At 73.7% G+C, this 21,702-nt stretch carries 22 protein-coding genes; 10 read left to right on the forward strand and 12 right to left on the reverse strand.

The window, feature by feature from the left end:
• The first annotated feature begins 14 nt into the window (after nucleotides 1–14).
• Both FGW31_RS24230 and FGW31_RS24235 read left to right on the forward strand, forming a co-directional pair.
• The gene (locus FGW31_RS24230; RefSeq protein ID WP_142195610.1) at nucleotides 15–596 is read left to right on the forward strand and encodes a TMEM165/GDT1 family protein; all 582 of its coding nucleotides are present in this window, start codon (nucleotides 15–17) and stop codon (nucleotides 594–596) included.
• 197 nt (nucleotides 597–793) lie between these two features.
• Nucleotides 794–1,456, forward strand: coding sequence for an HAD family hydrolase (locus FGW31_RS24235; protein WP_142195611.1), 663 nt, complete (start codon nucleotides 794–796; stop codon nucleotides 1,454–1,456).
• Nucleotides 1,457–1,718: 262 nt separating this feature from the next.
• Here FGW31_RS24235 and FGW31_RS24240 read toward each other — a convergent pair whose 3' ends face one another.
• A complete protein-coding gene (locus FGW31_RS24240) occupies nucleotides 1,719–2,984 on the reverse strand; it encodes a peptidoglycan-binding domain-containing protein (protein WP_233452570.1) in 1,266 nt (421 codons plus the stop codon).
• Between the two features lie 162 nt (nucleotides 2,985–3,146).
• On the opposite strand from FGW31_RS24240, the gene FGW31_RS24245 reads away from it, so the two are divergent.
• Complete coding sequence (locus tag FGW31_RS24245) at nucleotides 3,147–5,237, forward strand: MDR family MFS transporter (protein ID WP_142195738.1); 2,091 nt, start codon at nucleotides 3,147–3,149, stop codon at nucleotides 5,235–5,237.
• A gap of 45 nt (nucleotides 5,238–5,282) precedes the next feature.
• On the opposite strand, the gene FGW31_RS24250 is transcribed toward FGW31_RS24245, so the two are convergent.
• The gene (locus FGW31_RS24250) at nucleotides 5,283–5,774 is read right to left on the reverse strand and encodes a GNAT family N-acetyltransferase (protein WP_142195613.1); all 492 of its coding nucleotides are present in this window, start codon (nucleotides 5,772–5,774) and stop codon (nucleotides 5,283–5,285) included.
• 159 nt (nucleotides 5,775–5,933) lie between these two features.
• On the opposite strand from FGW31_RS24250, the gene FGW31_RS24255 reads away from it, so the two are divergent.
• Complete coding sequence (locus tag FGW31_RS24255; protein WP_142195614.1) at nucleotides 5,934–6,602, forward strand: hypothetical protein; 669 nt, start codon at nucleotides 5,934–5,936, stop codon at nucleotides 6,600–6,602.
• Nucleotides 6,603–6,607: 5 nt separating this feature from the next.
• Nucleotides 6,608–7,222 carry a hypothetical protein gene (locus FGW31_RS24260; RefSeq protein WP_142195615.1) on the forward strand — a complete coding sequence of 205 codons (615 nt, stop codon included), beginning with the start codon at nucleotides 6,608–6,610 and terminating at the stop codon, nucleotides 7,220–7,222.
• Here the strand turns inward: FGW31_RS24260 and FGW31_RS24265 are convergent.
• Nucleotides 7,211–7,633 (reverse strand): DnaJ family domain-containing protein, encoded by a 423-nt coding sequence (locus FGW31_RS24265; RefSeq protein ID WP_142195616.1) that lies wholly within the window; start codon nucleotides 7,631–7,633, stop codon nucleotides 7,211–7,213. The two genes, FGW31_RS24260 and FGW31_RS24265, sit on opposite strands and share 12 nt — an antisense overlap.
• A gap of 124 nt (nucleotides 7,634–7,757) precedes the next feature.
• Between FGW31_RS24265 and FGW31_RS24270 the strand changes: the two genes are divergently transcribed.
• The gene (locus FGW31_RS24270) at nucleotides 7,758–8,150 is read left to right on the forward strand and encodes an FHA domain-containing protein (RefSeq protein ID WP_142195617.1); all 393 of its coding nucleotides are present in this window, start codon (nucleotides 7,758–7,760) and stop codon (nucleotides 8,148–8,150) included.
• 16 nt (nucleotides 8,151–8,166) lie between these two features.
• Here FGW31_RS24270 and FGW31_RS24275 read toward each other — a convergent pair whose 3' ends face one another.
• Both FGW31_RS24275 and proP read right to left on the reverse strand, forming a co-directional pair.
• The gene (locus FGW31_RS24275) at nucleotides 8,167–8,847 is read right to left on the reverse strand and encodes an O-methyltransferase (RefSeq protein WP_142195618.1); all 681 of its coding nucleotides are present in this window, start codon (nucleotides 8,845–8,847) and stop codon (nucleotides 8,167–8,169) included.
• Between the two features lie 78 nt (nucleotides 8,848–8,925).
• A complete protein-coding gene (gene proP / locus FGW31_RS24280) occupies nucleotides 8,926–10,341 on the reverse strand; it encodes a glycine betaine/L-proline transporter ProP (RefSeq protein ID WP_142195619.1) in 1,416 nt (471 codons plus the stop codon).
• A gap of 392 nt (nucleotides 10,342–10,733) precedes the next feature.
• Between proP and FGW31_RS24285 the strand changes: the two genes are divergently transcribed.
• The gene (locus tag FGW31_RS24285; RefSeq protein ID WP_142195620.1) at nucleotides 10,734–12,785 is read left to right on the forward strand and encodes a bifunctional glycosyltransferase 87/phosphatase PAP2 family protein; all 2,052 of its coding nucleotides are present in this window, start codon (nucleotides 10,734–10,736) and stop codon (nucleotides 12,783–12,785) included.
• A gap of 38 nt (nucleotides 12,786–12,823) precedes the next feature.
• Here FGW31_RS24285 and FGW31_RS24290 read toward each other — a convergent pair whose 3' ends face one another.
• Nucleotides 12,824–13,249 (reverse strand): ATP-binding protein, encoded by a 426-nt coding sequence (locus tag FGW31_RS24290; RefSeq protein ID WP_233288688.1) that lies wholly within the window; start codon nucleotides 13,247–13,249, stop codon nucleotides 12,824–12,826.
• 91 nt (nucleotides 13,250–13,340) lie between these two features.
• Here FGW31_RS24290 and FGW31_RS24295 point away from each other — a divergent pair, with 91 nt between their 5' ends.
• From FGW31_RS24295 to FGW31_RS24305, 3 genes are read left to right on the forward strand one after another with little or no spacing between them, the layout of a single operon-like run.
• Nucleotides 13,341–14,189, forward strand: coding sequence for a helix-turn-helix domain-containing protein (locus FGW31_RS24295; protein ID WP_142195621.1), 849 nt, complete (start codon nucleotides 13,341–13,343; stop codon nucleotides 14,187–14,189).
• Nucleotides 14,149–14,358 (forward strand): DUF397 domain-containing protein, encoded by a 210-nt coding sequence (locus FGW31_RS24300; protein WP_142195622.1) that lies wholly within the window; start codon nucleotides 14,149–14,151, stop codon nucleotides 14,356–14,358. The genes FGW31_RS24295 and FGW31_RS24300 overlap by 41 nt, the downstream gene beginning before the upstream one ends.
• A complete protein-coding gene (locus FGW31_RS24305; RefSeq protein WP_142195623.1) occupies nucleotides 14,355–15,008 on the forward strand; it encodes a maleylpyruvate isomerase N-terminal domain-containing protein in 654 nt (217 codons plus the stop codon). Before FGW31_RS24300 ends, FGW31_RS24305 begins: the two co-directional genes overlap by 4 nt.
• A gap of 125 nt (nucleotides 15,009–15,133) precedes the next feature.
• Here FGW31_RS24305 and FGW31_RS24310 read toward each other — a convergent pair whose 3' ends face one another.
• From FGW31_RS24310 to FGW31_RS24335, 6 genes are all read right to left on the reverse strand, one after another.
• Complete coding sequence (locus tag FGW31_RS24310; protein WP_161175300.1) at nucleotides 15,134–15,550, reverse strand: lytic transglycosylase domain-containing protein; 417 nt, start codon at nucleotides 15,548–15,550, stop codon at nucleotides 15,134–15,136.
• 319 nt (nucleotides 15,551–15,869) lie between these two features.
• Nucleotides 15,870–16,709: an ECF transporter S component gene (locus FGW31_RS24315; RefSeq protein ID WP_142195625.1), complete on the reverse strand. Its 840-nt coding sequence runs from the start codon at nucleotides 16,707–16,709 to the stop codon at nucleotides 15,870–15,872.
• Nucleotides 16,706–18,367, reverse strand: coding sequence for an ABC transporter ATP-binding protein (locus tag FGW31_RS24320; RefSeq protein WP_142195626.1), 1,662 nt, complete (start codon nucleotides 18,365–18,367; stop codon nucleotides 16,706–16,708). Before FGW31_RS24320 ends, FGW31_RS24315 begins: the two co-directional genes overlap by 4 nt.
• Entirely contained in the window at nucleotides 18,364–19,494 is a 1,131-nt protein-coding gene (locus FGW31_RS24325; RefSeq protein WP_142195740.1) for an energy-coupling factor transporter transmembrane component T, read from the reverse strand. Before FGW31_RS24325 ends, FGW31_RS24320 begins: the two co-directional genes overlap by 4 nt.
• A gap of 28 nt (nucleotides 19,495–19,522) precedes the next feature.
• A complete protein-coding gene (locus FGW31_RS24330) occupies nucleotides 19,523–20,170 on the reverse strand; it encodes an SCO2322 family protein (RefSeq protein ID WP_142195627.1) in 648 nt (215 codons plus the stop codon).
• On the reverse strand, nucleotides 20,167–21,393 hold the full coding sequence (locus FGW31_RS24335) for a prenyltransferase/squalene oxidase repeat-containing protein (RefSeq protein WP_142195741.1): 1,227 nt from the start codon (nucleotides 21,391–21,393) through the stop codon (nucleotides 20,167–20,169). The genes FGW31_RS24330 and FGW31_RS24335 overlap by 4 nt, the downstream gene beginning before the upstream one ends.
• Nucleotides 21,394–21,702 lie beyond the last annotated feature (309 nt).

Consider the following 21,702-nt stretch of genomic DNA (forward strand, 5'->3'; position numbering starts at 1 on the left):
CGATTGAGGAACCGTTGATCAGCCTGACCGTGACGGCCGTCGTCTTCGGCGTCGTCTTCCTCGCCGAACTCCCGGACAAGACCGCCCTGGCCGGCCTCGTCCTCGGCACCCGCTACCGCGCCTCCTACGTCTTCGCCGGTGTCGCCGCCGCCTTCGCGCTGCACGTCGCGCTCGCGGTGGCCGCCGGAAGCGTCCTCACGCTGCTGCCGCAGCAGCTCGTGCACGCGCTCACCGGCGTGCTCTTCCTCGGTGGCGCGGCGATGCTGCTGCTGAAGAAGGACGAGGACGAGGCGGAGGTCCGCAAGCCGGAGAACCAGTCCTTCTGGAAGGTCTCCGGGGCCGGATTCATGCTCATCCTCGTCGCCGAGTTCGGCGATCTGACGCAGATCATGACGGCCAACCTCGCCGCCCGCTACGACGACCCGCTCTCCGTCGGCCTGGGCGCGGTGCTCGCGCTGTGGTCGGTGGCCGCGCTCGGCATCGTCGGCGGAAAGGCGCTGATGAAGAGGGTTCCGCTGCGGCTGATCACGCAGATCGCGGCGCTGCTGATGCTGGGCCTCGGCGTGTGGAGCCTGTGGGAGGCGATCGCCGGCTGACGCCGCGCCGCGCCGGGTGGCGGCGGGCCGAAGTGTGCGTGAACGGTCGGCGGAGGCGGTGGCGGAATACCGCGGTTGTTTTGTACCGTGGATGAACAAAGTGGCTCCCGCCCGTTTTCCCTGACCGGCGGGCGGGGCCGCCTTGTTCCCCCGGGGCCGTCACCGCAGGCCCCCACCTCCGCGCCTTGGAGCTGCCGATGACGGCCACCGCCGTGCTCACCGCCCGCGCCCTCCTGCTGGACATGGACGGCACCCTCGTCAACTCCGACGCCTCCGTCGAACGCGTGTGGCGCCGCTGGGCCGTGCGGAACGGGCTCGACGGCGACGAGGTCATGAAGGTCGTGCACGGGCGCCAGGGCTACGCGTCGATGGCGCTGCTGCTGCCCGGCCGCCCGATGGACCAGAACCACGCCGACAACGCCCGCATGCTCGCCGAGGAGACCGCCGACACCGAGGGCGTCGTCGAGATCCCCGGCGCCCGCGACTTCCTCGCCTCCCTCAAGGGGCTGCCGCACGCGCTCGTCACCTCCGCCGACGTCGCCCTGTCCACGGCGCGGATGGCCGCCGCCGGACTGGAGCAGCCCGAGGTGCGGGTCACCGCGGAGAGCGTCGGCGCGAGCAAGCCGGACCCCGAGGGCTTCCTGAAGGGCGCGGCGGAACTGGGCGTCGACCCGGCCGACTGCGTGGTCTTCGAGGACTCCGGCGCGGGCATCGCCGCGGGGCGCGCCGCCGGGATGCGGGTCGTCGGCATCGGCCCCCGGGCCGGCTTCCACCGGCCGGACGTGCTCGTACGGGACCTGACCCAGGTGCGGGTGGAGCGCGCCGGGGACGGGACGATCCGGCTGCACATCACGCAGTAGGCCCGGAGCCGCGCTTCGGGCACCCCGCCGGGCCGGACGGCGCGTGCGGACCGGCCGCCGACCGTGCGGGAACCCGTCCGGGCGTTACGCCGTACGGGTCGCGTGTCGTACGGGTCTCGCCGTGCGTGTCATGCCGTACGGGTCGCGTGTCGTACGGGTCTCGCCGTGCGTGTCATGCCGTACGGGTCGCGTGTCGTACGGGTCTCGCCGTGCGTGTCATGCCGTACGGGTCACGTCGGATGCGACGGGCCGGCCGCGGCCCTCACGGCTCCCGGGTCTCCGACTCCAGGCGGGCGCGGGTCTTCGGGCCGTACACGCCCAGCTCCTCCTGCACTCCGCGGGACCACTGGTAGTTGCGCAGGGCCTCCTCCACGCGGTGGTCGAACTCGCCGTTGACGGCGTCGTTGTACAGGTACACCTCGCGCAGCCGCAGCTGGAGTTCGGTGACCTCCGGGCCGCGGTCGCCGCGGCGCAGGACCGGCTCGGTGCCGTCGTGGCCGTCCTCGCCGGTGTCCTCCGCCGACGCCTCGGGCGCGGTGGCCGTCGGGGAGGCGGACGGCTCGTCCGCCCGTGACGGGCTCGGTGAGGCACCGGACGCCGACGGCGACGGCGAGGCGGAAGGGCTCGCGCTCGCGGACGGCGAGGCCGACGCGGACGCGCCGGACGCGGGCGTGGTGGCGGACGCCGGGGCCGCCGGCGTGGCGGAGGGCCCGGCGGACGACGGGTCCGGGACGCCCGCTCTGATGTCCCGTGGCGCCGCGCCGTCCCGGGACGGCGTCTCGTAGGAGAACAGCCCGCTCGCCCACCCCGCCGCCCCCACCACCGCGACGACCGTCCCGGCGACCGCGAGCAGCATCCCCGGCCGGCGCCGGCGCGGCGGCTCCTGGCCGGCGCGGTCCGATGCGGGCCCGGCCCCGGCGCCGCCGTCCGGCGGGGCGGTGTCGAACAGGTGCAGGTCGGTGGCGTCGGGCGGGGTCGTCGCGGGCGCGAGCGGCGCGGGCAGGACGGATCCCGGCCCGCCGGACCCGGCGGCTTCCCCGGACCCGGCGCCTTCCCCGGACCCAGTGGCTTCCCCGGCCCCGGCGCCTTCCCCGGCCCCGGAGGCGTCCACGGGCCCGGAGGCGTCCACGGGCCCGGAGGCGTCCACGGGCCCGGAGGCGTCCACGGGCGCACCCGCAGCCCTCGGCGCACCGGCACCACCCTCAGGCGCACCCCCGTCCTCCGAGGCGCCCCCGTCCTCCGGCGCACCGGCGCCTCCCGGCGGCGCGTCCCCCGCGCCCCGCGAGTCCTGCCCGTCACGGGAGTCCCGGCCATCCGGTGTGTCCCGCGCGTCCCGCGTGCTCGCGCCGTTCAGGTCGACGTACGGCCGTATGCGCAGGGGATCGAAGTCCTCCGCCGCGGCCGCCTCCGCCGTCCGTGTGTCGCGCAGGGCGTCGGCGGCGCGCCGGGTGCAGCCGCAGGAGGGCGTGTTGTCGCCGTTCCTGGGCGCACCGCACTCCGGGCACGGATTTCCGTTCGGCTGTTCCACGTGACGTCCCTCCCCTCGCGAACTCCAGAGATTATGCAGATCTCCTTCACAGCCACGCCCGTATCCCCCCGGAATGTGGACTTCCAACCGGACTCGACAGGCCATAACGGGTCACACCGATCACGATGGAGGGTGGTGGAACGAGAACCTGTGGAGGTCTGCATGGCCGGCGACGCGCACGGTACGGCGCCGAGGTCGAGCGACGCCCGGCCCGCACCCCGCGCCGGACCGCCGCCCGGCGACACCGGCGGCCGGGAGCAGGTTTCCGGCAACGTGATGGTCTCCATCGGCGCCCTGCTGCTCGGTCTGCTGCTCGCCGCCCTCGACCAGACCATCGTCGCCACCGCGCTGCCCACCATCGTCAGCGAGCTGGGCGGCCTGGAGCACCTGTCCTGGGTGGTCACCGCGTACCTGCTGGCCTCGACCGCCGCGACCCCGCTGTGGGGCAAGCTCGGCGACCAGTACGGGCGCAAGAGGCTGTTCCAGACCGCCGTCGTGATCTTCCTGGTGGGGTCGGCGCTGTGCGGCGCGGCGCAGGACATGGCCCAGCTGATCGCGTTCCGCGCGCTGCAGGGACTGGGCGGCGGCGGGCTGATCGTGCTGTCCATGGCGATCGTCGGCGACCTCGTCCCGCCCCGTGAACGCGGCCGCTACCAGGGCCTGTTCGGGGCGGTGTTCGGCGCGACGAGTGTGCTCGGGCCACTGCTGGGCGGACTGTTCACCGAGCATCTGAGCTGGCGCTGGGTGTTCTACGTCAACCTGCCCGTCGGGGTCGTGGCGCTCGCCGTGATCGCGGCGGTGCTGCACATCCCGCGCCGGCGGACGAAGCACGTCATCGACTACCTCGGCACGTTCCTCATCGCCTCCGTCGCCACCTGCCTGGTGCTGGTCGCCTCCCTCGGCGGCACCACCTGGGCGTGGGGCTCGGCACGGACCATCGGGCTGGCGCTGCTGGGCGCCGTGCTGATCGTCGCGTTCGTGGCCGTGGAGCGCCGGGCCGCGGAGCCGGTGCTGCCGCTGAAGCTGTTCCGGGTGCGCACGTTCACGCTCTCCGCCGTGATCAGCTTCATCATCGGCTTCGCCATGTTCGGCGCCATGACCTATCTGCCGACGTTCCTCCAGGTGGTGCAGGGCGTCACCCCGACCATGTCCGGTGTGCACATGCTGCCGATGGTGGCCGGCATGCTGCTGTCGTCCACCGGGTCCGGGCAGATCGTCAGCCGTACCGGCCGCTGGAAGGTGTTCCCGATCGCGGGCACCGCCGTCACCTCCCTGGGACTGCTGCTGCTCCACCAGCTCGCCCCGGACAGCTCCACCGCCGCGATGAGCGCCTACTTCTTCGTCTTCGGCCTCGGCCTGGGCCTGGTGATGCAGGTCCTGGTGCTGATCGTGCAGAACGCCGTCTCCTACGAGGACCTAGGCGTCGCCACGTCCGGCGCGACCTTCTTCCGCTCGATCGGCGCGTCCTTCGGCGTCGCCGTCTTCGGCACGATCTTCGCCGGCCGGCTCGGCGACAAACTCACCGCCGCCCTCGGTGGCGCCGCCCTGCCGCCCGGGATCTCCGCCGACTCGCTGGGGGCCGACCCGCGCGGCATCGCCGCCCTGCCGCCCGCCCTGCGCGCGTCCGCGATCGACGCGTACGCCACCGCCATCACCGACGTCTTCCTGTACGCCGTACCGGTCGCCCTCGTCGGTTTCGCCCTGGCCTGGTTCCTCAAGGAGGACCGGCTGCGCGCCTCGGTCACCGCGCCCGACGTGACCGAGACACTGGCCAGCAACCCGGTGGAACGGTCCTCGCACGACGAGGTGTGCCGCGCCCTGTCGGTGCTCGGCACCCGTGAGGGCCGCCGCGAGATCTACCGTAGGGTCACCGAACGCGCGGGCTACGACCTGCTGCCCGCGGCGAGCTGGCTGCTGCTGCGGATCAGGCGGTACGGCTCGGTGGAACCGGCCCGGCTGCCCGAGCGCACGCCCGTTCCGCTGGACGTCGTCCTGGAGGCCGCCCGCCAGGTCGAGGTGCGGCACCTGGCCGTGCGCGAGGGGCTCGACATGGTGCTGACCGAGGAGGGACGGCAGGTGTCGGAGCGGCTGGCGCGGGCCCGGGAGGAGTCGCTGGCCGAGCTGCTCGGCGACTGGTGGGGGCCGGACCGCCCGACCGACCTGGTGCAGCTGGTGCACGAGCTGAACGACGAGCTGTGCGGTTCCCTGGGCGAACGCCCGCACGACGCACGGCCGGTGACGGGGGCCCGGTGACGGGACGGCGGGCACGCCGGACGAGCGGCGCGTCCCGTCCCGGCCTCAGTCCAGGTCCTTCGCGAACCAGTGCTCGGCGTACGGGTCGGCGTTGTGCGGCTCGGTCTCCGCGTAGCCGAGCCGCGCGTACAGGGCGCGGGCCTCGACGAGGTCGCCGCGCGTGTCCAGGATCATCCGCCGGGCGCCCGAGGCACGGGCCGCGTCCTCGGCGGCCCGCACCAGCAGCCCCGCACCGCCCCGCCCCCGCACGCCCTCGTACAGGAAGACCCGGGTCAGTTCGGCGGTCCCGTCGTCCCGCAGCCGGACGCCCGCACTGCCGGCGGGCTCATCCGCGTACCGCGCGACCAGCAGCAGCCCGCGCGGCGGCGCGAGGTCCGCGCCCGACACGGCGGCGATCTCGCGCTCCAGCTCCGCCGGATCGGTCCGCCGCCCCTCGTGCAGCAGGTACCAGCGGTCGCTGACTTCCGTGTAGTACGCCCGCCAGAGCGCGGCGGCGACGGCCGAGTCGTACGGCTCCGGGGCGACGGTCCAGGTCATGTCCGCATTCTCGACGGTCCTTGCGGCGGGTGCGCAAACGAATATGCCCTGTCCGGACGGTGACGGTCCGCAACTGTTTGTGCGGGAACCTTCGGGCAACCCGGAAGGCGAACCGGCTCGCGAGGAGTGCCGGTTGGGCCGAGAACCGGGAAGGCATCCATGTCCACTGGCCTGATCATTGCGTTGATCGTGATTGTTGCGCTTGTCGTCGCCGTCGCGGCCGTCATCGCCCTGCGCGCCCGCGGCCCGCGGCACGGCAGGGGCCTGAAGCGGCGCTTCGGGCCCGAGTACGACCGCGCCGTCGCCCGGCACGACGGGGACACCAGGGCCGCCGAGCGGGAGCTGGCCGAGCGCGTGGAGCGCCACGGCGCCCTGCGCGAGCGGCCGTTGGAGCCCGCCGAGCGGGAGCGGTACGAGGCGCGCTGGACGGCCGCCCAGGAGCGGTTCGTCGACGCCCCGCGGGAGGCGGTCGCCGAGGCGGACCGGCTGATCGCCGAACTCGCCGCCGCGCGCGGTTTCCCCGCCGGCGGGCACTACGAGGACCAGCTCGCCGCGCTGTCCGTGCACCACGCCCACCACGTCGAGGGCTACCGGCGTGTGCACCGGGCGGCGCGGTCGCGTGCCGACGGCGCGCACGACGGCGTCGCGGGCACCGAGGAGATGCGCGAGGCGATGGTCGAGGCCCGCGCCCTGTTCGCGGAACTGCTCCGCCCGTCCCGCCACGACGGCGGACGCCACCGCGCCGACGCCGACCGTACGGCCCCGGCGGCCCGCCGCGGCCACCACGTCCCGTCGTTGCTGCACCGTCACCAGGCGAAGGAGAGCTGAGCGCCATGTCCGACGCGACCCGCCGCCCCGACGACATCCCACCCCCCGACCCCACCACCCGGACCGCCGGCATCCACGGCCCCGCTTCCGGCAAGGAACCCGGCCGCACCGCACCCGCGGGCCGCACCGCACCCGCCGACTCGCCGCCCGCCGCGCCGCCACCGCCCGCCGCGCCCCCGGCGCCCGGCGACGCCACGGCCACCGGCCCCGACTGGTCACCCGGCCGCACCCCGGACCCGGCGCACGGCACCCCGGACGCCGCGCACGGCACGCCGGGCCCCGCGCACGGCACCCCGGACCCTCACCACGCCGGTGCCCGGCTCCTGCCGCACGAGATCGCCGACAAGCTCGCCGAGCGGCTGCGGCACGCCGTGGCCGGTTTCGTCGACGCGCCGCGGGACGCCGTGCAGGAGGCCGACGACGTGCTGAGGGAGCTCACCGAGCGCTTCACGGACGCGGTGACCGAGCGGCGCCGCACCCTGCGCCGCTCCTGGCGGACCGCAGACGCCGAGGACGGCAGGCAGGCGGCGGGCCCGCACGTCACGGCGGCCGACACCGAGCAACTGCGCCTCGCCCTGCGCGACTACCGCGAGCTGGCGGAACGCCTGCTACGCGTCTGACCCGTCCGCCGTCGCCCGGCGCTCCCGCCACTGCCGTACCACGTCCTCGACGTCGTACGGCTTCATGCCCAGCGGCGGGCCGGGCGGCGGCTTGAACATCATGTCGCGGATCTTCGCGTTGATCTCCGTGAGGATCCTCCGCACCACGCGCTCCGAGGGAGCCGCGTGGGCCGCCTCCAGGGCGTCCTCCGCCTCCTTGCGCAGGGCCAGCGTCGGCGGCAGCACCGAGAAGCCCTCGCGGGCCATCTTCCGCTTGACCCACCACAGTTCGTCGTAGGTGGTCTCCACCTCGCGCGGCAGCGGTTTGCCCGCTCCTGGCAGCCGTTCGAACTCGCCGCGCGCGTCGGCGTCGCGGATCTGCTTGTCGACCCAGCTCTCGAAGTCGACGCCCGGGGGCTTTCGCTCGGTCATGAGGCCATTGTGCCGGACGCCGTCGAGCCGGGCGTTTTATCATGCGGCGGCAGCGAGCCGATCCGGCCGCGGGTCTCGGGCCCACCTCGGCCCGTCAGACGTCTCAGTCCCAGAAGGAGCGCACGTGCTCGAACTCACCATGGCCGCGGTGTCCGCGGAGGAAGCGGGCGCCACGGCCGGCATGCTCATGGCCGACGCGCCGAGCGAGCCGGGCACCGTGCTGCGGGTGGGCCGGGACAAGGCGGTGTGCCGCCTGTCCACGCCCGACGACTGGCTGTTCGTCTCGCGCGTCCACCTGGAGTTCCAGTGCGCGGCGGACGGGACGTGGCAGCTGACCTGGCTGCGCGGCTCCCTGCCCGAGCCGTCCTCCGAGGTCCGGCTGACGGTCGGCGAGCACGCCCACCCGGTCGCCTACGGCGGCACCGTGCCGCTGCCCCGGGGCGGCAGCGGCGAGGTCGTCATCCACGACCGCACCGCCCCGCGCAGCGTCAACGTGGGCTTCTACCACGAGGTGTGAGGCGTCCCGGGTCCGTTCACGCCACCACGCGGGCCAGCGCGAAACCGTCGTAGTTCTTGGCGCCGACGGTCTGCACGGCCGTACCGCTCAGCCGCGGATGGCGGCCGATCATGTCGAGGGCGGCGCGGGTGCCCACCACGTCCGGGTCGGTGTTGTCCGGGTCGGCCACCCGGCCGCCCCGGACCACGTTGTCGAGGACGATCAGGCTGCCCGTGCTGGTCAGCCGGAGCGCCCACTCCATGTAGTGCGGGTTGTTCACCTTGTCGGCGTCGATGAAGACCAGGTCGAACGGCGGCGGGTTCTCGTCGGCCAGCCGGGGCAGCGAGTCCAGCGCCGCGCCCACCCGCACCTCGACCTGCTTGTCCAGTCCCGCCCGGGCGATGTTGCGGACGGCGACCTCGGCGTGCTCGGGCTTGTACTCCAGGGAGATCAGCCGTCCGTCGGCCGGCAGGGCACGGCCCAGCCAGATGGTGCTGTAGCCGCCGAGGGTGCCGATCTCCAGGATGTGCCGGGCGCCCTGCACCTGCGCGAGCAGCTGGAGCAGCTTGCCCTGCAGGGGTGAGACGGCGATCGCCGGCAGGCCGGCCGCGTCGCTGTCGCGCAGGGCGGCCGCCAGGGCGTCGTCGTCGGGGGCGTCCGGCATGAGGCGGGCGGTGAAGTAGTCGTCCACCTCGTGCCAGAGCTGCGGCTCGCTCATGCACCTGTACCTTCCGTACGGCTGGTTAGTCTGTCTAACTACTGCCGTGGACGAAGATACGCCGTGCTCCGCGCCGCGTCAGACGTTTGCCGGGTGTGTCCCGGGCTCCAGCGACGGCGCCGAACCGGGCAGCGGCCGTCCCGCCGACTCGGCCATGCGCCACACCGCGAACCCGCCGATCACGGCGGCCGCCATCATGTAGTAGGCGGGCATCATCATGTCGCCGGTCGCGCCGATCAGGGCCGTGACGACGAGCGGGGTCGTGCCGCCGAACAGGGACACCGAGACGTTGAAGCCGATCGACAGCGAGCCGTAGCGCACCCGGGTCGGGAACAGCGCCGGGAGCGCCGACGGCATGGCGGCGGTGAAGCACACCAGCAGCAGCCCGAGCGCGCCCATGCCGGTGGCGACCGCGAGCAGACCGCCGTCGCGGATCAGCAGCAGCGCCGGCACGGACAGCAGCAGGAACCCGGCGCAGCCGGCCGCGATGACCGGACGGCGGCCGACCCGGTCGGTCAGCGCTCCGGCGAACGGCTGGACGATCATCATCAGCACCATCACGCCGAGCACGACGACCAGGCCGTGCGTGGCGTCGTAGCCCAGCTCGCTGGTGAGGTAGCTCGGCATGTACGACAGCAGCATGTAGTCGGTGACGTTGAAGACCAGGACCAGCGCCACGCACAGCAGCAGCGCCCGCCACTGGCCGGTGACCATCTCGCGCAGCGGCACCTTCGGGCGCTCGCTCTCCGCCTTCTCGACCTCGGCGGCGAACGCCGGCGTCTCCTCCAGACGCATCCGCAGGTAGAGGCCGATGATGCCCATCGGGCCGGCGATCAGGAACGGGATGCGCCAGCCCCAGGAGAGCAGGTCGTCCGAGGAGAGCAGCGCCGTCATCAGGGTGACCAGGCCCGCACCGCCGATGTACCCGGCGAGCGTGCCGAACTCCAGCCAGCTGCCGAGGAAGCCGCGCCGCCGGTCGGGTGCGTACTCGGCGATGAAGGTGGACGCTCCGGCGTACTCGCCGCCGGTGGAGAAGCCCTGCACCAGGCGGGCCGCCAGCAGCAGGATCGGGGCGCCGACGCCGATCGTGGCGTAGGAGGGGATCAGGCCGATGGCGAAGGTGCCCGCCGCCATCATGATCATCGTGAGGGCGAGGACCTTCTGCCGGCCCACCCGGTCGCCGAGCGGCCCGAAGACCATGCCGCCGAGCGGACGGACCAGGAAGGCCGCGGCGAACGCGCCGAACGTGGACAGCAACTGGGCGGTGGCGTTCCCCGACGGGAAGAACACCTTGCCGAGCGTGACCGCGATGTAGCTGTAGACACCGAAGTCGAACCACTCCATCGCGTTGCCCAGCGCGGCCGCCTTCACGGCACGCCGGACCAGCGCGGGATCGGTGACGGTGGGGGCGGGCGCCTGCGCGGAGCCGTGCCGCCGGGACGGGGCGGCCGGGTGAGGGGCGACGTGGGCCGGGACGACCGGGGCAGTCGACAAGACTTCGCTCGCCTACCTTTCGACGGGGACAGGGACACGGGACCGCGCGGCGGCGCTGTCGGCGGGCCGAAAGAGCGACGATAGGCGGACTTGGCCCCTCTACGGGCGGTATGCGTTTCGCTGCATACTGCACATAAATGCGCTGTGCGCAGGGCCGCAGCCCCGCCCCGACGCCGTCCCTCCCGCCGTCCACTGTGATCCTTCTCGCGTCCCTCGCGGGCAACCCCGGCCCCGTCGGACTATCGTCATCCGGACAAAAGTGAGAGGGCCGTCAGGTGAAGCCGGGGTTGCCTGCGTCCCTGTCAGGGGCGACGCGAGCCTCATAGGGTTCGCGGAGTGAGATCCCGCGCACGGGACACGCGGGACACAACGGGGCGGGAGGCCGACGGGGCGTGGCGAACGCGGAGCACAGTGGGCGACCGGCGGAGGCATTCGGGGCGACGGCCGTCGGCGGCACCCGGGCACGGCTGCGCCTGGCGCGCCTCGGACTGTGGCTGCTCGCCGCGGTCCTCGCCGTACGGCAGATCGCCGTGGTCCTCACCACTCCGCGCGGTGAGCGGCTCACCGACCTGGAGACCTGGGTCGGTCCGGAGGGTGTGCTGCACGTCAGCGGCTCCCTCTACGACTCCACCCGCTTCACCGGCACTCCTTTCGGCGGCCTCGTCCTCAAACCTCTCACCCGCGCGGCCGAACAGGCCCTCGGCTGGGGCTGGACCTTCGGCACCCTGCTGCTGGTCGCCGCGCTCGGTGTGGTCGCCGCGCGTGCGCTGCCGCAGCCGGTCGGCCGGCGCACCGCGCTGCTCGCGGCCCCGGTCGCCATCAGCCTGCTCATGCTGTCGCTGCCGGTGCGCAACACCCTCTGGCTCGGCCAGACCAGCATCGTCCCGGTCCTGCTGGTCCTGCTGGGCTGCTTCGTGGTCCGCGGCCGCCGGGTCAGCGGCGTCCTGATCGGTGTCGCGGCCGCGCTCCAGCCGACGCTGCTGCTCTTCGCTCCGCTGCTGTGGCTCACGGGCCGCCGCCGGCCGGCCGCCGCCACCGGCGTCACGTTCGCCGCGGCGACCGTCCTCGCCTGGGCGGCGATGCCGCAGGACTCGCACACCTACTGGGTGCACCACATGGCGGGCGTCGGCCTCGGCGGCCCCGCCGACGACCTCGCCAACCAGTCCCTGCACGGCGCGCTGCTCCGCCTCGGCCTCGAAGGCCCGCTGGAGATCGGCCTCTTCCTCCTGCTCGGGACCGCGGTCGCCGTCCTGGGTCTCAGACGCGCCGTCCACTACGCCCGTGACGGTCAGCTGCTGCTCGCGGTCGCGGTCACCGGCTGCACCGCCGTCGTCGTCGCCCCGACCGCCTGGCAGCACCAGCTGCTGTGGGTGCTGCTCGCCGCCGTGGGCCGGGTCGGCAACCGCGCCTCGGACCGGCTGGTGTGGCCGGTCGCCGTCGTCCTGGTGATCACGCTGCCCGCGAAGATGATGCTGCCGAACATGGCGGCCCTGCACCCGCTGCGTGACAACGTCGTCCTCCTCGCCGCTCTCGCCGCCGCCGTCGCGGTCCCGTTCCTGTCCCGCACCTCGCCGTACTTCGACGCGCCGATCCCGACCCGGTACGCCCCGCCGGTCCCCGGCCGTTTCGCGTTCGTCCCGCTGCTGCCGTTCCTGCGCCGCGTGCTCACCCGGCCGAACCTGCTGCTCGAACTGCTGCTGATCCGCGTCACCTACGCCGCCTACGCCAAGGTCCGCCTCGCCGCGACCGGCGACAACGCCGCGGCGGGCCGCGCCCGCGCCGAGGAGCACGGCCAGCAGATCCTCGACTTCGAACGCGTGCTCCACCTGGACATCGAGCACGCCGTCAACCACGCCGTGGTGAAGATCGACTGGCTGCGGCACTTCTTCGACTTCTACTACACGTCGTTCCACTTCATCGTCCCGCTGACCGTCCTCGGCCTGCTGTACTGGCGGCGGCCCGTCGACTACCGCTGGGCGCGCTCCAGCCTCGGCTTCGCCACCCTTCTCGCCCTGATCGGCTTCTGGCTCTACCCGCTCGCCCCGCCGCGCCTGATGCCGGACCTGGGCATCATCGACACGGTGCACGGAGTGCAGGACTTCTCCAAGCCGGACTACGGCACGCTGACCGCGCTCACCAACCAGTACGCGGCGATGCCGTCGCTGCACTTCGGCTGGTCCCTGTGGTGCGGCCTGGTCATCGCGATCATCGCGCCGAAGGCGTGGATGAAGGCCCTGGGCCTTCTCCATCCCCTGTTCACCGCCTCCGCGATCGTGGCCACCGGCAACCACTGGGTGCTGGACGCGGCCGGCGGCGCGGTGGTCGTCGGCGCCGGCTTCGGCCTGACGTACCTGCTGCAGGGGCCGCGCGCCCGTACGGCCGTGGCTGCCACGGAGTTCACCAGGGAGCCGGCCGTGCGGGAGAAGGACCGCTCGCTCAGCTGACGCACGTCGGTGAGCGAGCGGCCCGACGGCCACATCCCTCACACGCGTTCACTGCAGCACTCGAACCACACGGTCTTCCCGCCACGCGGCTCGGGATCGACACCCCAGGCGTCGGTCACCGCAGCGAGGAGCGCGAGTCCTCGCCCGTTCTCGGCATCGGGCGCCAACCCGACCGGCACGGACGGCAGTGCGTCGAAACCGTCGGTCACCTCGACCCGGACGCCACCGGGCAGCCGCAGCAACAGCAGCGTGCAGCGCCGGTCCGGGACGTGTCGTACGACGTTGGCGAGCAGCTCGGTCACGCCCAGTTCCGCAGCGTCGGACAGCCCGGCCATCTCCCACTCGCGCAGGAACGACCGCACGATGCGCCGGACGTGCCGTGCCGCGTGCTCACCGACGGTCAGACGCATCGTGTACTGGGCGCCGCGCGCGGCGAGGAGGACCGGAGGAATGTGTTCGTTCACGCCACAAGGCTGACCTGCCCTCACTACGCTCGGCTACAGCACGAATACAACCGGTTCCGCTGTGGACCGAGTTGCGCGAAAGGGGCTCCGCGTGACCCACATCAACGTCCTCGACCCGGGCGCGTCTCCGCTGGACTACTACGGCTTCGAACTGCGCCGCCACCGCGAGGCCGCCGGCCTGACCCAGCGGCAGCTCGGGGACATCGTCAACTACACGGGCTCACTGGTCGGTCAGATCGAGACGGCCCGGAAACTGCCGACGCAGGAGTTCAGCGAGCGGGTGGACGCGGCGCTGGGAACCGGCGGACTGCTGTCCCGCCTCGTGGGCCTGGTGATGCGCAGTCAACTTCCGGCCTGGTTCCAGCAGGTGGCCGAGCTGGAGTCACGGGCGATCGAGATCTGCACCTTCCAGACGCACATGGTCCACGGTCTCCTCCAGACCCAGGCCTACGCGCGTGCGGTGCTCGGTGCCCTGGACGACACCGACCTCGACGACAGGACCGCCGTCCGACTGGCTCGACAGCGGATCTTCGACAAGGGACAGCCACCGGTCCTGTGGATGGTCGTCAGTGAGGCCGCGCTGCGTCAGGAGGTCGGCGGCGCCGAGACCATGCGGGAGCAACTGGTACGGCTGTTGTCCTTCGAGGGCAATCGCTGGATCAACGTTCAGGTGCTGCCGTTCTCGGTCGGAGTGCACGCGGGCCTGCAAGGCTCATTCAACCTCTACCGCTTCGACCGGGACCCGTCCATCGTCTACACGGAGGGGTACGGCAGCGGGCATCCGACCGCCAACCCGGACACGGTCAAGGACTGTTCGCTCCGTTACGATCACCTCCAGGCCGCCGCGCTCTCCCTCAGGGAGTCGGCCGGACTGATCCGACGGGTGATGGAGGAGCGCTATGGACAGCAACCTGATTCCGGCGGGGATCCTGTGGCGTAAGTCGAGCTACAGCGGTGACCAGGGCGGCGACTGCGTAGAGGTGGCAATGACCGCCCTCTGTATAGCTGTTCGCGATTCCAAGACCCCGGCCGAGTCGATCATCACGGCCGGCCCCGCCGCCTTCACCCACTTCCTCGACTGGGCCGCCGCCACCCCACTGCCACGATGACTCACTTCTCGCGCTCCTGGACCGCACTGCTCGCCGCCGTCGCCGACGTCCCGGACGACGACTTCGCCCGGCCGTCCGGCTGCACGGGCTGGCTCGTGCGGGACCTGGTGTGCCACCTGGTCATCGACGCGCAGGACGTCCTGATCACGCTGGTCACGCCCGCCGACACGGAGCCGACGGCGGACGCCGTCACCTACTGGAACCTGGTGGAACCACCGACCGGTGACGACCCGCTGGACGCGCTGATTCCGCGACTGGCGGCGGCGTACGGCGATCCGGGCCTGCTCAAGTTCCACCTGGACGACGTCGGTTCCGCCGCCGGCCGAGCCGCGGAACTCGCCGACCCCGCCGCCCGGGTCAGTACGCAGGGCAAGGTCCTGACCGTGGCGGACTACCTGTCCGCGTACGTCCTCGAATGGACCCTGCACCACCTCGACCTGATCGCCCACCTGCCCTCCGCGGCCGGGCCGCCCGCCGACACCCTCGCGGCGGCCCGCGCGGCGCTGGAGAGGATCGCCGGAGCGCCGTTCCCCGCCGAACTCTCCGACGCGGACGCCCTGCTGGTCGGCACGGGGCGTCGTGCGCCGACCGCCGGGGAACGGGCCGTGCTGGGCGGGCTCGCCGCGAGGATGCCGTTCGTCCTCGGCTGACCGGCACTCCAGGCAGGCCCCACTCCTGGCCTCACTCCAGCCGGCCCGCTCCAGGCGGCCGGAGGCAGGCGAAGGCGGCGGCCCCGGGGGATCGGAGGGCCACCGCCTTCGGTATGTGCGGGCTGTCAGTACCAGCCGTTGGACTGCCAGAAGCTCCAGGCGTCGCAGGCGCTGCCGTAGCGGTCCTTCATGTAGTCCAGGCCCCACTCGATCTGCGTGGCGGGGTTGGTCTTCCAGTCGGAGCCGGCCGAGGCCATCTTGGAGGCGGGCAAGGCCTGGACCAGGCCGTAGGCGCCGCTGGAGGAGTTCGTCGCGGTGGGGTTCCAGTTGCTCTCGTGCTGGACGATCTTCGAGAAGCACTGGTACTCGGCCGAGTTGCCGATCATCTTCTTCGCGGTCGCCTGCGCCGAGGTGGCGCTCGTGGTCGCGGCGTGCGCGGGCGCGGCGGCGATCAGCGTGCCGCAGGTGGCGGCGGCCAGAGCGGCGCCGGCGAGGGCCTTCTTCGGGGCGGCGACGGTGCGGAGGACGGAAGCGGCGGACACAGGCGGCCTTTCGGTCGGAAGCAGGAGGGTCGCCGGTATGCGTGCCGCGGTGTGCGGCGGGGACATGCGGCGGCGCCGCGGCCCGGGGCGGGCACGTCGGCGCCTGGCGACCGCTCCACCGAAACAAATCTCGGGATTGCCCGCAAAGGTCCGATTTACTAAGGCCGGTCGCAGGCGTCGGGCCGTGCACGTGCAGGGAGCGGGGTGGGCGGGGCGCGGGGTGCGTCCGGTACGGGTGGGGGGCTACGGCCGTCCTTCGTATGTGACGCCGGTCATGTGGGGTGCTTCACCCTCTCGGTCACCCGGCGCGTGCGGGGCCTCACCGAGGGGCGTCGCCGAACGTGACCGGCGCCTCGAAAGCGGCCCTGCGCGTGGCCCGGCGGAGGGCCTTGAGGACCGGGGTGCCGAGGGTGAGGGTCAGGACGACCGTGACCGCCGCCCGGCCCAGGTCCCAGCCGAGGGACGTGGCCAGGCAGTACGCCAGGAAGCGGGCCAGGTTGGTGGCCAGGGACGCGTCGGGCGAGAAGGCGATGTTCGAGGCGAGGGCGGACATGAAAGGCCAGCCCGCCATGTTCATCACCGTGCCGTAGGCGAACGCCGCCAGGAATCCGTACACCGCCAGCAGGACGACCTCCGCACGGCCGCGGAGACGGTCGGGGCCCGGCAGCAGTCCCGCGCCCATCGTGAACCAGCCCATCGCCAGCATCTGGAACGGCAGCCACGGCCCGACACCGCCCGTCAGCAGCGCGGACGCGAACATCGTCACCGAGCCGAGCGTGAAGCCGAAGCCGGGGCCGAGGACCCGGCCGCTGAGCACCATCAGGAAGAACATGGGTTCCAGACCCGCCGTGCCCGCGCCGAGAGGACGCAGCGCCGCGCCCGTCGCGGCGAGGACGCCGAGCATCGCCACCGCCTTCGGACCCAGGCCCGACTCCGAGATCGTCGCCGCCACGACCGCGACCAGCAGGACCAGCAGGCCCGCGAAGAGCCACGGCGCGTCCTGGGCGTGCGCGTTCAGGGCCGACTCGGGCGGGGCGAGGAACGGCCAGCCGAAACCGGCCACGCCGACCGCGCTCACCAGGACCAGGGCCAGCCAGGAGCGAGGGCCGAGGCGGATGGCCCGGGTACGGCGTTCCGGGGGTGTGGAGGCGGCCGTCATCGCAGGGCCTCGCGGACCTGGGGGACCGTGAGCCACCGCTGCGGGGCCAGGATCTTCGCCACCTGCGGCGCGAACGACGGCGACGCCACGACCACCTCCGCCGCCGGACCGTCCGCGATGACCTCGCCCTCGGCGATCAACACCACCCGGTGGGCGAGTTCCGCCGCCAGTTCCACGTCGTGCGTGGCCATGACGATGGCGTGGCCCTCGGCGGCCAGCGCGCGCAGGATTGTCACCAGGCGGGCCTTCGCCGCGTAGTCCAGGCCGCGGGTCGGCTCGTCGAGGAGCAGCAGCGGAGGGCGGGCGGTGAGGACGACCGCCAGCGCCAGCGTGAGGCGCTGCCCCTCGGACAGGTCCCGCGGATGGGTGCCGTCGGACACCGACGGCAGCAGCTCCGACAGCAGGGCACGGCACGTGCCCGGCGCGGCGCCCGCGTCCCGGTCGGCGGCCGCGCACTCCGCCGCGACCGTGTCGGCGCACAGCAGGTCGCGCGGCTCCTGCGGGACCAGGCCGACACGGCGGACCAGGTCACGGGGGCGGGTGCGGTGCGGGACCGCGTCGCCGGTGCGGACCGTGCCGGAGGACGGCTCCACCAGACCGACCAGCGCACCGAGCAGGGTCGACTTCCCGGCGCCGTTGCGGCCCATCAGCGCGATCGTCTCACCCGGCGTGACCGTCAGGTCCACGTGGCGCAGCGCCTGCACACGGTCGCGGCGCACGGCCAGGGAGCGGACCTCCGCCACGTGGACGCACGATGCGGTGGCGGACTTCCCGCGCGGGAACAGGCGCCGGGTCGTCGGGGACGGCGCGGGAGGAGCGGGCTGCGGCGCGGGCGGTTGCCTGTCGGTGAGACGGTCGCGCAACGGCGCCGACCTGCGGCGGGCGTCACGGACCGTCAGCGGCAGCGGCGACCAGCCGGCCAGCCGGCCCAGGTCCACCACCGGCGGGAAGACGGGGGAGAGCGCCATCACCTCCGCCGGCGTCCCGAGCAGCGGCCGCTCCCCGGGACCCGGCAGCAGCACCACCCGGTCCGCGTACTGGACGACCCGCTCCAGGCGGTGCTCGGCCATGAGGACGGTGGTGCCCAGGTCGTGCACCAGACGCTGGAGGACCGCGAGGACCTCCTCGGCGGCGGCGGGGTCGAGAGCGGACGTCGGCTCGTCCAGCACCAGCACCCGCGGATGCGGGGTCAGCACCGAGCCGATGGCCACCCGCTGCTGCTGGCCGCCGGAGAGAGTGGAGAGGGCACGGTCGCGCAGGCCGGCCAGTCCGAGGAGGTCCAGCGTCTCCTCGACCCGGCGGCGCATCACCGCCGGGGACAGGCCCAACGACTCCATGCCGTAGGCGAGTTCGTCCTCCACCGTGTCCGTCACGAAGTGCGACAGCGGATCCTGGCCCACCGTCCCCACGACATCGGCGAGTTCACGCGGCTTGTGGGTGCGGGTGTCGCGGCCGGCGACCGTGACCCTGCCGTGCAGGGTGCCGCCCGTGAAGTGCGGCACCAGACCGCTCACCGCGCCCAGCACCGTCGACTTGCCGACACCGGACGGCCCGACGAGCAACACCAGCTCACCCTCGGGCACCTCGAAGTCGACGCCGCGGACGGCGGGTTCCGCCGACCCGTCGTACGTCACCGACACGTTCTCGAACCGGATCACGTCGGCTCCTTGCGGGGATGCGGTGCCACGGGGGCGGGGGTGACGAAGGCGGGGAGGAGGCCGATCAGGACGGCCGCCGCCGGCCACAGGGGCAGCTCGGGGGCGACCAGCGGGACCACGCCGGGATGCAGGGCCGCCGGGTCACGGCTCGCGGCGAGCGCCAGCAGTGCGGCGACGGCGGCCCCGGAAGCGGACACCAGCCAGGCGCGGGCGTCCCAGCGGTCGGGACGGTAACGGGTGCGCAGGGTGCGCCGGCCGCCCAGCCACAGGCCCGCGAGGGCGGCGGCCAGACCGGCGAGGAGGACGGGCAGCCCGTACGCGCCGCCCTCCGCGGTGAGCAGCCCGTACGTGCCGGCGCAGACACCGAGCAGACCACCGAGGGTGAGCGCGGCGGTGGTACGGCGCACAGCGGGCGGCACCTCGGCCGTACGGCCGTATCCACGCGCGTCCATCGCCGCGGCGAGCGCCACCGAACGCTCCAACGCGCCCTCCAGCACCGGGAGTCCGACCTGGAGCAGACCGCGGACGCCGCGGTCGGGGCGGCCGCGCAGCCGGCGGGCGGCCCGCAGCCGCCGCACGTCGGCGATCAGATGCGGGGCGAAGGTCAGCGCCACGACGACCGCCACACCGAGTTCGTACAGGGCGCCCGGGAGGGACTTGAGCAGGCGGGACGGGTTGGCGAGGGCGTTCGCGGCGCCGACGCAGACGAGGAGCGCGGCCAGGCGCAGGGCGTCGTAGAAGGCGAACGTCAGGGCCTCGGCGGTGACCTCGCCGCCCAGGCGGATGCCCTGCGCCCAGGACGGCAGGGGCACTTCGGGCAGGGCGAGGAGGACGTGCGTGCCGGGAACGGGCGAACCGAGGACCACCGCGAAGGCGAGCCGGACGAGGAGGACGACCAGCGCGAGCTTGAGGAACGCGCCGTAGGAGCGGGCCCACGGGGCGTGGGGGCGGCGGGTCGCCACCACGTACGCGGAGACGGTGATGAGGAGCGCGAGGAGGAGCGGGTTGGTGGTGCGGGTGGCGGCGGTGCCGAGGGCCAGGGCCCAGAGCCACCAGGCGCCGGGATGCAGGGACGTGCGGTGGCGCGCCGGCCGGGCGGCGGGCCCGGCCGGCGGCGTGCGCCGGATGCCGTCGCGCCCGGCCGCGTCGCACCGGCTAGGCACGACGGCGGACCTGCCAGAGGGCCGCCGCCGCCAGGACGGCGACCACGGCGACACCGGCCACGAGGCCCACCGAGGGGCCGCCGTCGGCGGGTTCGCTCCGCTGCTCCTGCTTCTGCTTCTGCTTCTGCTCCTGTTCGTCCGCCGCTATCTGCTCGCCGCAGCCCTTCCGCGGATAGCCGTCGATGGCGCACAGCAGGGCGTTGGTGTCGTAGCGGAGGGGCTCGGCGACCGAGGCCAGCGCCTCGGACGTGGTCGCGTCCGGTGCGACCCGCGCGCAGGCAGTGCGGGCGGCCGGCGGGGTCTCGCCGGACGGTGCGTCGGCGCGGGTGCCGAAGTCGATGACCAGCGCCACGCGCTTCGCGCCGTCCCGCGCCGGGGTGCCGGCGCAGATCGTGGCGAAGTCGGCGGTGCCGCGCGGCTCCGCCGCGTCCGCGGAGTCCTCGCTGACGGAGAAGCGGAAGCCCTGCACGGCGCCGTCGGCCGGACGCAGCAGGGACGGGCCCTGCGTGGCGTACGTCCACGTCGTGCCGTCCTGCTCCCAGAACGACCAGTAGCGGTACCCGGCGGCCCGGGCCTGGCCGGTGGCCGCGAGCAGGGGCAGGAGCGCGGCCAGGAACAGCGCGGCGGCCCGGCGGATCACGGCTGCCGTCCCTTCGTGCGGCCGCTGATCAGGAAGCCGATGCCGATCCCGGCGACCAGGCACACACCGACGAACCACCAGACGCCGAAACCGGAGTCCGACTCGTCCTTCTTCTCCGCCGTCTCGGCCGTCTCGGCCGTGGCGGTCCGCTGGGCGGCGGACGGGCCCGTCGCCGTGAGCTGCCGCACCAGGTCCGTGCCGCCGAAGTCACGCGGGTCGGCGCCGGCCGCGTGGGCGGCGAAGATCAGCTGGGCGTAGGCGGCGGGGCCGCTCTGCGCCGCCCAGTCGGCGGCGTTCTCCTCCAGCCAGGCCACGGACTTCCGCGCCGGCCCGGTGGCGCCCCGCGCGGCGAGCGCGACGACCGCGTCGGCGGTGTTGCCGTAGTCCGGCTGGTCCTCGGCACCGGCCAGGGCGGAGGTGAGGTGGCCGTCCTCGGCGAGGATGTCCGCGAGGTAGGCGGCACCGTTGGCGGCGGCCTGCGCGGGATCGTCGGCCTTCGCGCACGCGGCGTCCCCGGTCCTGCTCCGGCCGGGTTCGACGACCAGACCCGCACCCAGCGCGCCGAGCACACCCGCCGCCGTCGCGTCCGCGTTGGCGGCCGACTCGCCCTTCTCGCCCGGCTGGAAGGCGAAGGCGCCCCGGCCGTCGCCGCCGCACGGAAGCGCCAGCTTGAGCAGGGCGTCGTAGGGCGACCTGCCGTCCTTGCGCACCTCGGCCGGCTTCTCGCCGGCCGCGGCGAGCGCGCCGACGACGACGGACGTGGAGTTCGTGTCGCTGGCGCCGCCCGCGGTGTAGCCCCAGCCGCCGTCCGTGTTCTGTACGGACTTCAGCCAGCCGACGGCCTTGTCCGTCACCGCGTCGTGGCCGCCGAGCGCGGCGAGGGCCTGGACGGCTGCCGCGGTCTGGTTGGTGTCCACCGCCGTCTTCGCGTCGCACGCCTTCGACGTGTCCGCGCGGTACGGGGCGAAGGAACCGTCCGCGCACTGCTGGCCGGTCAGCCAGTCCACGGCCGCCTGCGGCGGCGCGACGTCCACCGTGTGCAGGGCGAGCAGGGCCAGCGACTGGCGCCAGACGCCGTCGTACTGCGGATCGCCGTCCCCGTACAGGGCGGACGGCAGCGCCCGGGACGGCGACGGCGACGGGGACGAGTCGGCGGCGGCCGGTGCGGCGGCGCCGATCACGGCGACGGCGGCGAGGACCGCGGCGCTGCGGCGGACGTTCATCATCGGCGGGTGCCTTCCCTGCAGGAGGGCCGGGCAGCGCGGGACACCCCGGCGGCTCGGCTCCGTATGCCTCGACGGTGCCGTGCCCGGCGGAGCGCCGGGCACGTGAGCCGGTCACGGACCGTGCGGGGCAGTCCGGCTCACCGCACGAGGCGGCTCACGGTTGCGGGTCAGCGCCGGAATTGCACCGGCTTCCCCCCGTACGGGTGTGATGACGACCTCGACACTCTACCCGCCCGTAGGGAAGGGGTCAGGAGGGCCTTCCTCCTGCGGCACGACGCGACCGGCCCGCGCCCCTTCGGAGGGACA

The sequence above is a fragment of the Streptomyces calvus genome (assembly GCF_006782915.1).
Lineage (GTDB): Bacteria > Actinomycetota > Actinomycetes > Streptomycetales > Streptomycetaceae > Streptomyces > Streptomyces calvus.